A 12,983-nucleotide genomic window follows, 5' to 3' on the forward strand; every position below is an offset into this window, starting at 1 on the left:
GTATAGCCGGGCGATGCAGGGGCCTCAATAGGCGTTCATGGTCAGAAGGTCGTATTCCGCCACCTGCTCGTCGTCCTGGTTGGTCATGGTGACGTGCCAGCGGATCTCGCCGTAGTCCTCGGTGCGCGGGGTCTTCTTCTTGACGGTCAGGCGCACCTTGACACTGTCGCCGGGCTCGACCGGCTTCATGAAGCGCAGGTTGTCGAGCCCGGTGTTGGCCAGCACAGGCCCCTCGGCCGGCTCCACGAAAAGCCCGGCGGCAAAGGAGATCAGCAGGTAGCCGTGTGCCACCCGTCCGGGGAAGAACGGGTTCCGCTCGGCGGCCTCGGCATCCATGTGCGCGTAGAAGGTGTCGCCGGTGAACTCCGCGAAATGCTCGATGTCCTCCAGCGTGACCTCGCGCGCTGCCGTGTGAAGCGTTTCGCCGATGGCCAGCTCGCCGAAGCGGCGCGTGAAGGGATGCGCGGGGCCTTTCACCTCGGCCGCGCCGGGCACCCATTGCCCGCCGATCGCCGTCAGGTGATCGGGCGATCCCTGAACGGCGGTGCGTTGCATGTAGTGGGTGACGCCGCGCACGCCGCCCAGTTCCTCGCCGCCGCCGGCGCGACCGGGGCCGCCGTGAACCATGTGCGGCAGGGGCGAGCCGTGGCCTGTGCTTTCCTTCATCGAGGCGCGGTCGTTGAGGTAGATGCGCCCGTGATACGCGCCCGCCCCCAGCACCGCCTGGCGGGCGACGTCGCCGTCGTGGGTGATGACAGAGGTGACCAGAGACCCCTCGCCGCGGTTGGCCAGCGCCATGGCGTGATCCAGGTCGCGGTAGCCCATGACCGTGCTGACGGGGCCGAAGGCTTCGGTGTCGTGGACGCGCTGCGCGCCGTCCGGGTCGGCGCAGTGGAACAGCATCGGCGGCAGGAACGCGCCCTTCTCGGGGTCGGCGCCGTCCACCGCGAAGTCGTCGGGATTGCCGAAGACCCGTTCGGCTTCCCGGCCGAGGACGGCGATCTTGTCGAGCACGTCGCGCTTCTGGCTGGCGGAGACGAGCGCGCCCATGCGCGTCGTTTCCTTCCGGGGGTCGCCGATGGTGGTCTTGGCCAGCCGCGCCGAGACCGCCTCGATCACCGCCTCGACCCTGTCGTTGGGCGCGATGATCCGGCGGATCGCGGTGCATTTCTGGCCCGCCTTGGCCGTCATCTCGCGGCAGACCTCCTTGACGAAAAGGTCGAATTCGGGGCTGTCCGGGTCGGCGTCGGGGCCGAGGATCGAGGCGTTCAGGCTGTCCTGTTCGGCCACGAAACGGACGGAGTTCTCGAGGATGTGCGGCGCCGAGCGCAGCTTGAGCGCGGTGTGCGCGGAGCCGGTGAAGCTGACCACGTCCTGGCAGGTCAGACGGTCGAGCATGTCGCCCAGACCGCCGGCGACGAACTGCAACGCGCCGGCGGGCAGGATGTCGGCCTCCAGCATCAGGCGCACGCAGGCCTCGGTGACGTAACAGGTGCTGGTCGCGGGCTTCACGATCGCCGGCACGCCGGCCAGGATCGTCGGCGCCAGCTTCTCCAGCATGCCCCAGACGGGGAAGTTGTAGGCGTTGATGTGCACGCCCACGCCCTGCAGCGGCGTGCAGACGTGCTGGCCCAGGAAGGATCCGTCGCGCGACAGCTGCTCGACGCCTCCGTCGAGGTAGACGTGCCCGTCGGGCATCTCGCGCCGGCCCTTGGAGGCGAAGACGAACAGCGTGCCGATGCCGCCGTCGATGTCGATCAGGTGGTCCTTTTGCGTCGCGCCGGTATCGAAGGACAGGTCGTAGAGCGCCTGCTTGTGCTGGCCGAGGTGGATTGCCAGCGCCTTGAGCATGCGGGCGCGGTCGTGGAAGGTCATCCTGCGCAGGGCGGGCCCGCCGACGTCGCGCGCATGGTCCAGCATCGCCTGTGCATCCAGCGCGGCGTTGCCGGCCTCGGCGATGGGGTCGCCGGTGATCGCGCTGGCAATCTCGCGCGCGCCCTTGCCGGGTTTGACCCAGTCACCGGCGGCGAAGCTTGATACCTGTTGAATCGTCATGTCGTCATCCCTGGTTGAGTTGCGCGGGACGCCGGGCGGGGCCGACGGGCTTGCGGCCGTTCACGCGGCGCCGCGCGATTTGCGAATTCGTGGTCGGGGGGCACTGCCCCCGCCGGCTGCTCCCGGGCGCGCGCGCATTTCAGTGTCCCATCGCCCCCATGTTCTCGGGCAGGACAAGCACGAGCCACGGGATCAGCACGATCAGCGCCAGCCGGAAGATGTCCGCGATCCAGAAGGGCGTCACGCCGCGGAAGATCGTTCCTGTCGTCACGTCGCCCACCACGCCCTTGAGGATGAACACGTTTAGCCCGACGGGTGGCGTGATGAGTGAGATCTCGGTCACCACCACGACGACGATGCCGAACCAGATCGGATCGTAGCCGAGCTCGGTCACCAGAGGGAAGAAGATCGGCACCGTCAGCAGCAGCATCGAGAGCGATTCGAAGACGCACCCAAGCGCGACATAGATCAGCAGGATCATCATCATGACCACATAGGCCGGCACGTCGTAATAGGTGACGATCCGGATCAGCGCCTCCGGCAGGCCAGCGAGGTTGACGAAGTTGGAAAAGATCTGCGCGCCGATCAGCACCGAGAACAGCGCGGAGGCCGTCAGCGTGGTGTCCTTCAGCACCTCGATGGTGCTGGACAGTGTCAGCCCGCCGCGCGACAACGCGATCAGGAACGCGCCCATCGCGCCCATGCCGGCGGCCTCGGTGGGCGAGAACGTCAGGTAGATCGGGTAGACGTCGAAGATTCCGTAAAGCCCGCCGATCACCAGGACAAAGAGCAGCAGCACCGCCCAGACCGAGCGCAGCGCATTCAGGCGTTCGGGCCAGGAGAACCGCGATCCCGCCGGCCCGGCATCGGGCGTGCGCCAGACAGTGTAGCGCACCGCGAACAGGTAGAACAGGATGCCCATCGCGCCGGGAATGATGCCTGCAACGAACAGCTTGCCGATGGAGGTTTCCGTCATCAGCCCGTAGATCACGAGGATCACCGAGGGCGGGATCAGGATGCCCAGCGTGCCGCCGGCGGCGATCGAGGCGGTCGAGAGCCGGTCGGAATAGCCGTAGCGGCGCATCTCGGGCATCGCGACCTTCGACATCGTGGCGGCCGTGGCCAGCGACGAGCCCGAAATCGCGGAGAACCCGCCGCAGGCGGCGACCGTGGCCATGGCGATGCCGCCGCGCATGTGGCCGAGGAAGGCGTTCGAGACGGCGTAGAGTTCGCGCGCCATGCCGCCCTTGTTGACGAACAACCCCATCAGGATGAACAGCGGCACCACCGACAGCCCGTAGCTTTGCGCGGTGTCGATGATCTGGCGGCCGACCATCGACATGGCCGCCTGAAGCCCCCAGGCGTCGAACAGGCTGCCGCTGCGCTCATATGCGAAGCCGAAGGTGCCGACCAGCCCCATCGCGAACACGATGGGCATGCGCAGCAGGACCAGGACGAGGACGAGGGCGAATCCGAGAAGCGCGGCGGTCATTGGGTGTCATCCCTCAGAAGTTGCGGGGCGAGAAGGGTCAGCAGCCCGGCCACGACCATTGACACGGCCGCGATTCCGGTGGCGATGGCGATGAACCACATGATGTAGAACTGCGGGATCGCGAGGTATTCGGTCACGTCGCCGTAGCTGCGCGTGCGTTCGGCCAGAACGATGACCCGCTGCGTCGGCCAGAACAGCATCACGCCCGAGGCGATCAGGATCAGCCCGTCGCGGAGTTTCTCGAGCCGGTAGCGCTGGAAGAGGCCGTCGGTGAGGTCCACGCAGATGTGGTAGTTCGTCACCGACACATGCGGCAGAACCGAGAACACGGCGATGGCCACGAAAATGCGGGTGAGCTCCGTCGCCGCCTCGATGGGCGCGTTGAAGGTCGACCGAAGGATCACGTCGAAGAACGTCATCACCATGAGCGCGAAAAGCGCGCCGCAGGCGACGAGGATCGGAACCCTGTCCAGCTTTCGGACAGCGTGCAGCAAGGGTCTCATGGCGCGGGCCTCCGGATCACGGGGGGAAATCGGGGTGCGGCCCCGGCGGCCGGGCGGGCCGCCGGGGCCATGTCACGTTGCGGCGATCAGTCCTCGGACAGCGCCTCGGTGAGCATGTCGTAGGCGGCTTGCGCGTCCACGCCGGTTTCGCCCACTTCCTCGATGACCGAGTCGATGATGCTGGCCGAGATTTCCTCGAACCTGGCCTGGTCGGCCTCCGAGGCCACGGTGATCGTGTTGCCCTCGGTCTCCTTCGTCAGCTCGAGGCTGTTCTGGTCGCCGGCATCCCAGATCTTGCCGATCTCGCGGCTGATGGGTTCGCCGAACACCTCTTCTTCCAGTGCCGTCCGGATGTCTTCGGGCAGCCGCTGGAACGAGCCTTCGTTCATGATGAAGGCAAACGACCCCCGGTAGAAGCCGCCGGGCATTTCGTACAGGTGCGGCGCGACCTCGGTCAGCTTGAAGCCCTGGCGCGAATCCACGGGCATCACGACGCCGTCGGCGGCACCCGATGCCAGCGTTTCGTAAACCTTGGGCGCGGGCACCTTGATGCCGGTGGCGCCCAGTGCCTCGCCAACGTCGCCGCCGACGCCACCCGGGACGCGCAGCTTCAGGCCCGAGATCTCGTCGAGCTCGGTGACCTTGTCCGCGGTGTGCAGCTGCGCCGGACCGTGCGTGTGCATCGCCACGACCTTCACGCCGCGGTGCTCGTTGGCGTTCGACAGGTACTTGTCATAGGCGCGCCAGTAGGCGACCGAGGCCTCCTCGGCGTTGCCGGTGTAGCCGGGCAGCTCGATCAGCTTCGTGGTGACGAAGCGGCCCGCCTGGTAGCCGTGGAAGATGATCGACAGGTCGGCGGCGCCATCCTGGATCAGGTCCATCTGCGCCGGCGGCGGGGCGAGACCAAGCTTCAGTTCGGTCGTGACCTTGCCGTCGGTGGCCTCCTCGACCATCTCGGTGAACTTCGGCCACATCTTGGCGTTGATGTTGTGCGTCGGCGGTGCCCAGCTGGAAATCGTCAGCGTGTAGTCCGCGGCGAAGGCCGCGGTTCCGCTGAATGCCAGCGCGGCGCCGGCCAGCAGCGAAGTGATCTTGCGGTGTTGTGCCATTTGGTCCTCCCTTGGTGAAAATGGCTTTCGGTTTGCGTTCAAAGCGTGGATGCCAGAACCCATGACCCGGGGCTTTCCTCGGCCACCAGGTGCATGTTCCTCCTCGTCGTGTCCCAGCCGATCTCGGCGGCGTGGTGCATCGGGCCGCCCCGCCATCTGGGGAAACCATAGCCGTGGATTTCCACCACGTCGATGTCCCCGGCGCGTTCGGCGATCCCCTCTTCGACGATGCGCAGCCCCTCGTTGGCCATCACGGCCAGAAGGCGTGCGGTGATCTCGTCAGCGGTGAAAGTGCGGCGGGGTATGCCCTGCTCGCGCGAATGGGCCTCGATCAGCGCCTCGACCTCGGACGAGCGTTGCGGCTTGCCGTCGTCTCCGTAGTCGTACCAGCCCTTGCCGCTGCGGCGTCCAAGCCGGTCCATCTCGCAAAGCTGGTCGGCAATGGTGACGTAGCGTTCCCCGGCGGGCCGGGTGGCTGCCTGCCGCTTGCGGTTGGCCCAGGCGATCTGCAACCCGGCCATGTCCTGTGCCTCGTAGGGCCCCATCGCCATGCCGAAACCGCGCATCGCCGCGTCCACCTCGTGAGGCAATGCGCCGTCTGCCAGAAGGTAATCGGCCGCGCGGCGGTAGGCGGCGAGGATGCGGTTGCCGATGAAGCCGTCGCAGATGCCCGACAGCACCGGCATCTTGCGGAGCCGCCTGGCCAGCGCAAAGCCGGTGGCCAGCACCTCGGCGTCGGTATCCGGGGTCCGGACGACCTCGAGGAGTTTCATGATGTGCGCGGGCGAGAAGAAGTGCAGCCCAAGGCACCGTCCCGGCGCGGGGATATCGCGAAAGATCTCGCGCGGATCGAGGTAGGAGGTGTTGGTGGCAAGGATGGCGTCCTCGCTCATCACCTCGGACAGACGGGCGAAGACGTCGCGCTTGACGTCGGCGTCCTCGAACACCGCCTCGATCGCCAGTTCGGCGCCGGCCGCGCGGGCATAATCGTCGACCGCCGCGAACCCCTCCAGCGCGGCGTCGCGCGTGGCCGCGTCCATCTTGCCGCGCTTCACGGCCCCGTCAAGAAGGCCGGCGACGCGGTCGTGTGCGCCCCGGGCGGCCTCGGCGTCGCGTTCGATCAGTGTTACCGCGATACCGGCGGTCAGCGCGGTCGAGGCGATGCCCGCGCCCATCAGCCCGCCACCGACGATGGCGATTCGCGTGATTTCTTGCGGGGCGGCCCCTTCGATGGTCGCCGGGCGGGCGGCCGCGCGTTCCGCGAAAAAGACGTGGCGCAGGGCGCGGCTCTCGGCCGATTGGCGCAATTCCAGATGGCGGGCGCGCTCGCGGGGCTGGCCTGTCGTGAAGGGCTCGGAGGCGGCCCATTGCAGGGCCACAAGGTTCTCCAGCGGTGACTGCTGGCCGCGCGCTTTTTTGCGCAGGCTCTTTTCGGTCTCGTCGATCAGATCGGGCGCGAATGCGGGGACCTCGCGCCGCGATACCGGCACGGGACGCCCGGGCAGGTCTGCGGCCATCTCGTCGAAGGCGCGCTCGGGGTCGTCGGCGATGCGGTCGATTCCGCCCAGCTCGAGCATCTCCTCGGCTTTCACGATGCGGCCGCGGCAGGCGATATCGATCGCCGCCTCCATGCCCACCAGCCGCGGCAGGCGCTGCGTGCCGCCGGCGCCGGGAATCAGGCCGACGTTCACCTCAGGAAGTCCGAAGCCCGTGCCCGGAGCGGCAATGCGCCAGGCGCAGGCCATCGCGATCTCGAGGCCCCCGCCCAGCACGTTGCCGTGCATCAGCGCGACGAAGGGCACGTCGGAGTCCTCGATCATCTGCACGACATCGGGCAGATGTGGTTCCACCGGCGGTGCATCGAATTCCGTCATGTCGCCGCCGGCGATGAAGGTCCGCCCCGCGCAACGCAAGGCGGCGACGCGGGCGCCTTGAACATCCTTCACCGCCCCGGCCAGATCGGCACGCACGGCGTTGGACGTGGCGTTCACCGGCGGGTTGTCGATCGTCACCCACGCGATCTCTCCCGCGCGTTCGACAGTGACGGTGGGTCTGTCCGCGGCGGCCTCGGGGCCGGTTTCTGGGCGTGATTCACTCATGCGGATATTTATTGACCAACCGTTCGGTTTATGCAAGTAGTGAATTGAATTTTGAACGGCAGGCCCCTCATGAGCGATACGATTCTGACGACGAACCACGGTGCCTGGGTCGAGATCACCCTGAACCGGCCCGACCGCCTGAACAGCTTCAACGACGAAATGCACCGCGCGCTTTATGCCGCGCTCGAATCCGCGCGCGATGGCGGCGCGCGGGCGGTGCTGTTGACCGGCGCGGGGCGCGGGTTCTGCGCGGGCCAGGATCTCGGCGACCGCGATCCGTCGAAGATGGATGGCCCGCCCGATCTGGGCCACACCGTGCGCACCTTCTACGCGCCGCTCGTCCGGCTCATCCGGTCGCTGGATTTTCCCGTGGTCTGCGCCGTCAACGGCGTCGCGGCCGGGGCCGGGGCGAACCTTTCGCTGGCCTGCGACATGGTGCTGGCCGCGGAAAGCGCCAAGTTCATCCAGTCGTTCGCCAAGGTGGGGCTGATTCCCGACACCGGGGGCAGCTGGCACCTGCCGCGCCTGCTGGGCGAGGCACGCGCCAAGGGGCTGGCGTTCACCGGGGAGCCGCTGACGGCGCCGCAGGCCGCGGACTGGGGCCTGATCTGGAAGGCGGTGCCCGACGAGGCGCTGATGGATGAGGCGCGCGCGCTGACAGGAAAGCTGGCCGAGGGGCCGACACTGGGTCTCGGGATGACCAAGCAGACGATCCAGGCCGCGGCGACCGATACGCTCGACGCGCATCTGGACCTCGAGGCCGACGCGATGAAGACCTGCGGCGAAAGCGCGGATTACGCCGAAGGCGTTTCGGCCTTCATCGAGAAACGCGCACCGAATTTCCAGGGTAAATGAGCATGACACCGAAGGAACGCGCGGAAAGAGCCGCGGCCGCCATGTGGTCGGACGATGGAGCCTCGCAATGGGCGGGCATGGAGATCACCCATGTCGACGAAGGGGAAGCGACCCTGGAGTTGACCGTGCAGCCGCACCACTGCAACGGCCACGCGATCTGCCACGGCGGACTGACCTTCATGCTGGCCGACAGCGCCTTTGCCTTCGCCTGCAACAGCCGCAACCAGTCCACCGTCGCCCAGCACAACGTCATCAGCTACGTCGCGCCGGGCAAGCAGGGTGACCGGATGATCGCGACGGCGCGCGAGGTTGCGCTGAACGGGCGAAACGGCATCTACGACGTGACCGTGACCAACCAGGACGGCACCGTGATCGCCGAGTTCCGCGGCATGTCGCGGACCATCAACGGCCGGCTGTTTGACGAAGACGACGACTAGACCGACCGGCGCAGAACCGGCGAGGAGGAGACGATGAAAGACCTGACCCCGACGAAATCCGACCTGGAGCCGATCGAGATCGCCTCGATCGACGAAATCCGCAGCCTGCAACTGGACCGTCTCAAGTGGTCGGTGCGCCACGCCTATGACAACGTCCCGATGTACCGCGAGCGCTTCGACGCGGCGGGGGTCCATCCCGACGACCTCAGGCAGCTCAGCGACCTTTCCAAGTTCCCGTTCACCTACAAGACGGACCTGCGCGATCACTACCCCTTCGGTCTGTTTGCCGTCCCGCGCGAACAGATCGTGCGCATTCACGCATCGTCCGGCACGACCGGCAAACCGACGGTGGTGGGGTATACCAGGGGCGACATCGACGTGTGGGCCGACATGGTGGCGCGGTCGATGCGCGCCAGCGGAACGCGGCCCGGCGACATCGTGCACGTGGCCTATGGATACGGGCTGTTCACCGGCGGGCTGGGGGCACACTATGGTTCCGAGCGGCTGGGCTGCAGCACCGTGCCCGTCTCGGGCGGGATGACCGAGCGGCAGGTCACGCTGATCGACGACTTCAAGCCGTCGACCATAATGGTGACACCGTCCTACATGCTCAACATCCTCGAGCAGTTCCACAAGCAGGGTCTCGACCCGCGCGAGAGTTCCCTGCAGGTGGGTATCTTCGGCGCCGAGCCCTGGACGAATGCCATGCGCGCCGAGGTGGAGGAAGCCTTCGACATGCACGCCGTCGACATTTACGGCCTGTCCGAGATCATGGGGCCGGGCGTGGCCAACGAATGCGTCGAGACCAAGGACGGGCTGCACATCTGGGAGGACCATTTCCTGCCCGAGATCATCGACCCGCAAACCGGCGAACCGGTCGAGGATGGCGAGATGGGCGAGCTGGTCTTCACAACGCTGACCAAGGAAGGCCTGCCGATGATCCGTTACCGCACGCGGGATCTGACGCGGCTGCTGCCGGGCACCGCGCGCAGCATGCGCCGTATGGAGAAGATCACCGGACGCTCGGACGACATGATCATCCTGCGCGGCGTCAACGTCTTCCCTACCCAGGTCGAGGAACAGGTGCTGGCCACCGGCGGCCTGACCAACCACTTCCAGATCGAACTGTACCGTGCAGGGCGCATGGACGCGATGCGCGTGCACGTGGAGGCGGCCGAGGATTCCACCGACGAGGCGTCGAAGACAGCCGCGGCACGGATGCTGCACAAGCACATCAAGGACGTCGTGGGCATTTCGACCGAGATCGACGTGCGCGACCCCGGCGAGATCGAACGCAGCCAGGGCAAGGCCAAGCGCGTGATCGACAACCGCGACAAGGGGTAACGCCGTGGCCCGGACGATCGCCAAGGACCACGACCAGAAGCGCGCGCAGATCCTGGGATCCGCCGCCAAGGTGTTCGCCGAGGAGGGCTTCGACCGGGCCACCATGACCCAGCTTGCCCGCGAATGCGGGATCTCGAAGGCCAACATCTACCATTACTACGACAGCAAGGACGCGATTCTTTACGACATCCTTGAAACCTACCTTCGCGGCCTTCGGGATCGCATCTGCGGCATCGACCTGTCGGGGCTGGACGCGGAGGGCCGCCTGCGGCGGGTGGTCCACGAGATCCTGTTCGCCTACCAGGGGTCGGACCACGAGCACCGGGTGCAGGTCAACGGTGTCGAGAAGCTGCCGCCCGCCCAGCAGAAGGTGCTGCGCGGCTTCCAGCGCGAGATGGTGAGGTTCCTGGGCGGCATCATCCGCGACATCGCGCCGGAGGTTTTCGCCGAGGACCGCGACAAGCTGCGCGCGGCGACCATGTCCGTCTTCGGGATGCTGAACTGGTACTACATGTGGAACACCGGCGCAGGCGATGCCGCGCGGCGCGACTACGCCCGGCTGGTCGCGGATCTCACGCTCTACGGTGTCAGGGGCATCTGACGCCCGCTTTGCAGAGGGTCTTGATCAGAAGGAGCGCCTTCGGCGCGCTCTTTTCATGTGCGCTCGGGCCGCGCGGGCCTTGAGGGGCGCCGCCCCTCAAACTCCCCGGAGTATTTGACCCAAGGTGAAGGGGCGAGTCCGCCTTCCGGCGCTAGGCCTGGCCCTTCGCGAGCCCGAGGTTGTCCAGCGCGCCGGCCGTCCCGGTCTCCCAGCGGGCGCGCAGGTCAGCATTCGTTTCGTGGCGCAGACCCATCGCGCGGAGGCTTTCGAACTTGTTCGAATCCGTGGCGCCGAAGGAACCGGCCACCCGCGGCCACCAGTAATCGACGCTGGCCTGCAGTGCCGCGCGGCCCTCGGTCTCCATCAGGCGGTCGATGCCTTCCTCGGCCAGTTCGACGTGGCGGGTCTCGACCGGTGCGACGGTGCGGAAGGCCTCGGCCAGCGGCTGGTAGGAGACGCGGGCCAACTCGTCCAGCTGGATGCCCACGGCGCGGCCCATCAACAGGTTCATCACCACCGCGTCGGCCCAGCCGGCAAGGGGATAGTTGAAGACCGCGAGCCGCATGTCATGTTCGCTGCGCTGTGCGCCGATGTCGGCGTCCCGGTCCAGCCGCGCGGTCCAGGGATGGTGGTTGGCGTAGCGCGCGGTGTCGGCGCCGAAGTCTCCCATGATCCGCAGCACGCGGTCGGCATTGTCGGTCTTTTCCAGCACGATCTTGGCCGCGGCGATGCGTTCCTTGATGCCGGGGCCTTCATTGATGATGTCGGCAAAGCCCGCGGCACCGGCAAGTTCGCTGTCCACGAAGGTTGCCATCAGCTTGAGAAGTTCCGCGCGGTAGCGCGGCGGAACGTTGGTGGGGTTCGTCAGCTTGCCGCCCTGCGCAAGATAGTCTTCGATGCTCATGTCGTCGGCCATGGGATGCCCCTTCCTCTCACTGGTCGTAATCGACGGTGACGTTGTCGGTGACCGGGTAGGACTGGCACGACAGGACATAGCCCTTCTCGACCTCGTAGTCCTCCAGCGCGTGGTTGGCGACCATCTCGACCTCGCCCTCCAGCACCCGGCAGCGGCAGGTGGAGCAGACCCCGGCCCGGCAGGCAAAGGGGGCGTCCATGCTGTTTTCCAGGGCGGCGTCGAGGATCGCGGTGTCCTTGGGCACCTTGACCGTTTGCGTCGCGCCGTCGAGCGTGACGGAAACGGACGTCTGGTTGGCCGCGTTCGCGGCCTGTTTCGACACCGCCTTGCGCTTTGCGCGCCCCGGCTGGGCGGAGGCGAACAGCTCGAACTTGATCCGGTCGTCCGTCAGCCCCGCGTTGCGCAGGGCGCTGGAGATTCCCAGCATCATCGGCTCGGGCCCGCAGATGAAGGCGGTATCGACCGTGTCGATGTCGATGAAGCCGCTGTCGAAGAGCTGCCGGCATTTTTCCTCTGTCACCAGCCCGGTGAACAGCTCGATCTCCTGCGTGTCGCTTTCGAGCACGTGGATGACGTTGAACCGGCCCAGGTAGGTGTTCTTGAGGTCTTCCAGTTCCTCGCGGAACATGATGGTGTTCACGCCCTTGTTGGCATAGACGAGCGTGAAGGTCGACTTCGGCTCGCGCGACAATGCCGTCTTGAGGATCGACAGCACGGGCGTGATGCCCGAGCCGCCGGCGAAGCCGAGGTAATGCTTTTCGTTGTCCGGGTGGAGCGGGGTGTGAAACGCGCCCATCGGCGGCATCGCCTCGATCCGGTCGCCGACCTGCATCTCCTCGTTGGCCCAGGTGGAGAAGGCGCCGCCGTCCACCCGCTTGATGCCGACCTGCAGGATGCCCTCGTCGCGCCCGGCGCAGATCGAGTAGGAGCGGCGCAATTCCTCGCCGTCGAAATCGCGGCGGAAGGTCAGGTACTGCCCCTGCGTGAAATCGAACGCGTCGGCCGCACCGTTCGCGGGCCTGAGCGTCACCACGACCGCGTCGCGGATCGTCTTTTGGATGTCGGTGACTTCCAGTTCGTGAAAGCGTGCCATGGGGGCTCCTCCCTCAGATGCACTTGAAGTATTCGAACGGCTCGAGACAGTCCCGGCAGCGCCACTGCGCCTTGCACGGGGTCGAGCCGAACTGGCTGAGTTTCTCGAGGTTGGCGCCACCGCAGCGCGGGCAACGCTCGGGCCCGCCGGCGGGCTGGGGCGGCGCTATGCCGTATTCCTCGAGCTTGGCGCGGCCTTCCTCGGTCATCCAGTCGGTCGTCCACGCCGGGCTGAGCTGGCGCTTGAGCTCCAGGTTCTCGATGCCGTGGCCGCGCAACGCCGTCTCGATCTCCATGTTGATCAGCGACGTCGCCGGGCAGCCCGAGTAGGTGGGCGTGACGGTGACGACAAGCGTGTCGTCCTGCCAGTCCACGTCGCGGATGATGCCAAGATCCGTCAGGCTGATCGCGGGGATCTCGGGGTCGGGAATGGCGCCCAGCCATTCCCAGACCTGATCGACACTCGGCCGGGTCATGGTC

The 12,983-nt window shown here is 66.8% G+C and carries 12 protein-coding genes; 4 read left to right on the top strand and 8 right to left on the bottom strand.

The features are described 5' to 3' along the window. Positions 1-24 precede the first annotated feature (24 nt). From paaZ to CEF10_RS02555, 5 genes are all read right to left on the bottom strand, one after another. Positions 25-2,055, bottom strand: a complete 2,031-nt coding sequence (paaZ, locus tag CEF10_RS02535) for a phenylacetic acid degradation bifunctional protein PaaZ (protein WP_101065789.1) — start codon at positions 2,053-2,055, stop codon at positions 25-27. A gap of 139 nt (positions 2,056-2,194) precedes the next feature. After that, positions 2,195-3,547 (bottom strand): TRAP transporter large permease, encoded by a 1,353-nt coding sequence (locus CEF10_RS02540; protein ID WP_101065791.1) that lies wholly within the window; start codon positions 3,545-3,547, stop codon positions 2,195-2,197. Further along, positions 3,544-4,050 carry a TRAP transporter small permease gene (locus tag CEF10_RS02545; RefSeq protein ID WP_101065793.1) on the bottom strand — a complete coding sequence of 169 codons (507 nt, stop codon included), beginning with the start codon at positions 4,048-4,050 and terminating at the stop codon, positions 3,544-3,546. The genes CEF10_RS02540 and CEF10_RS02545 overlap by 4 nt, the downstream gene beginning before the upstream one ends. An 86-nt stretch (positions 4,051-4,136) precedes the next feature. Further along, the gene (locus tag CEF10_RS02550; RefSeq protein ID WP_101065795.1) at positions 4,137-5,159 is read right to left on the bottom strand and encodes a TRAP transporter substrate-binding protein; all 1,023 of its coding nucleotides are present in this window, start codon (positions 5,157-5,159) and stop codon (positions 4,137-4,139) included. A 38-nt stretch (positions 5,160-5,197) separates the two neighbouring features. Further along, entirely contained in the window at positions 5,198-7,258 is a 2,061-nt protein-coding gene (locus CEF10_RS02555) for an FAD-dependent oxidoreductase (protein WP_101065797.1), read from the bottom strand. 69 nt (positions 7,259-7,327) lie between these two features. Between CEF10_RS02555 and paaG the strand changes: the two genes are divergently transcribed. The 4 genes from paaG to CEF10_RS02575 are packed head-to-tail and all read left to right on the top strand — an operon-like array spanning position 7,328 to position 10,495. Beyond that, positions 7,328-8,113, top strand: a complete 786-nt coding sequence (paaG, locus tag CEF10_RS02560) for a 2-(1,2-epoxy-1,2-dihydrophenyl)acetyl-CoA isomerase PaaG (RefSeq protein WP_101065799.1) — start codon at positions 7,328-7,330, stop codon at positions 8,111-8,113. 2 nt (positions 8,114-8,115) lie between these two features. Continuing rightward, on the top strand, positions 8,116-8,550 hold the full coding sequence (paaI, locus tag CEF10_RS02565) for a hydroxyphenylacetyl-CoA thioesterase PaaI (protein ID WP_101065801.1): 435 nt from the start codon (positions 8,116-8,118) through the stop codon (positions 8,548-8,550). 33 nt (positions 8,551-8,583) lie between these two features. After that, complete coding sequence (gene paaK / locus CEF10_RS02570; protein WP_101065803.1) at positions 8,584-9,894, top strand: phenylacetate--CoA ligase PaaK; 1,311 nt, start codon at positions 8,584-8,586, stop codon at positions 9,892-9,894. 4 nt (positions 9,895-9,898) lie between these two features. Further along, positions 9,899-10,495 carry a TetR/AcrR family transcriptional regulator gene (locus CEF10_RS02575; RefSeq protein ID WP_101065805.1) on the top strand — a complete coding sequence of 199 codons (597 nt, stop codon included), beginning with the start codon at positions 9,899-9,901 and terminating at the stop codon, positions 10,493-10,495. Positions 10,496-10,646: 151 nt separating this feature from the next. On the opposite strand, the gene CEF10_RS02580 is transcribed toward CEF10_RS02575, so the two are convergent. The 3 genes from CEF10_RS02580 to paaD are packed head-to-tail and all read right to left on the bottom strand — an operon-like array spanning position 10,647 to position 12,979. Then, on the bottom strand, positions 10,647-11,411 hold the full coding sequence (locus CEF10_RS02580; RefSeq protein ID WP_101065808.1) for a Phenylacetic acid catabolic protein: 765 nt from the start codon (positions 11,409-11,411) through the stop codon (positions 10,647-10,649). Positions 11,412-11,427: 16 nt separating this feature from the next. Then, the gene (paaE, locus tag CEF10_RS02585; protein WP_101065810.1) at positions 11,428-12,504 is read right to left on the bottom strand and encodes a 1,2-phenylacetyl-CoA epoxidase subunit PaaE; all 1,077 of its coding nucleotides are present in this window, start codon (positions 12,502-12,504) and stop codon (positions 11,428-11,430) included. Positions 12,505-12,517: 13 nt separating this feature from the next. Beyond that, the gene (paaD, locus tag CEF10_RS02590; protein WP_101065812.1) at positions 12,518-12,979 is read right to left on the bottom strand and encodes a 1,2-phenylacetyl-CoA epoxidase subunit PaaD; all 462 of its coding nucleotides are present in this window, start codon (positions 12,977-12,979) and stop codon (positions 12,518-12,520) included. Positions 12,980-12,983 lie beyond the last annotated feature (4 nt).

This window comes from Roseovarius salinarum (assembly GCF_002834145.1).
Classification (GTDB): Bacteria; Pseudomonadota; Alphaproteobacteria; order Rhodobacterales; family Rhodobacteraceae; genus Roseovarius; species Roseovarius salinarum.

Bases quoted from the DNA above. Each gene is read 5' to 3' on its own strand.
- paaZ (WP_101065789.1), bottom strand. From the start codon at position 2,055: ATGACGATTCAACAGGTATCAAGCTTCGCCGCCGGTGACTGGGTCAAA.
- paaG (WP_101065799.1), top strand. From the start codon at position 7,328: ATGAGCGATACGATTCTGACGACGAACCACGGTGCCTGGGTCGAGATC.
- CEF10_RS02540 (WP_101065791.1), bottom strand. From the start codon at position 3,547: ATGACCGCCGCGCTTCTCGGATTCGCCCTCGTCCTCGTCCTGGTCCTG.
- CEF10_RS02580 (WP_101065808.1), bottom strand. From the start codon at position 11,411: ATGGCCGACGACATGAGCATCGAAGACTATCTTGCGCAGGGCGGCAAG.
- paaE (WP_101065810.1), bottom strand. From the start codon at position 12,504: ATGGCACGCTTTCACGAACTGGAAGTCACCGACATCCAAAAGACGATC.
- CEF10_RS02555 (WP_101065797.1), bottom strand. From the start codon at position 7,258: ATGAGTGAATCACGCCCAGAAACCGGCCCCGAGGCCGCCGCGGACAGA.
- CEF10_RS02545 (WP_101065793.1), bottom strand. From the start codon at position 4,050: ATGAGACCCTTGCTGCACGCTGTCCGAAAGCTGGACAGGGTTCCGATC.
- CEF10_RS02550 (WP_101065795.1), bottom strand. From the start codon at position 5,159: ATGGCACAACACCGCAAGATCACTTCGCTGCTGGCCGGCGCCGCGCTG.
- paaK (WP_101065803.1), top strand. From the start codon at position 8,584: ATGAAAGACCTGACCCCGACGAAATCCGACCTGGAGCCGATCGAGATC.
- paaD (WP_101065812.1), bottom strand. From the start codon at position 12,979: ATGACCCGGCCGAGTGTCGATCAGGTCTGGGAATGGCTGGGCGCCATT.
- paaI (WP_101065801.1), top strand. From the start codon at position 8,116: ATGACACCGAAGGAACGCGCGGAAAGAGCCGCGGCCGCCATGTGGTCG.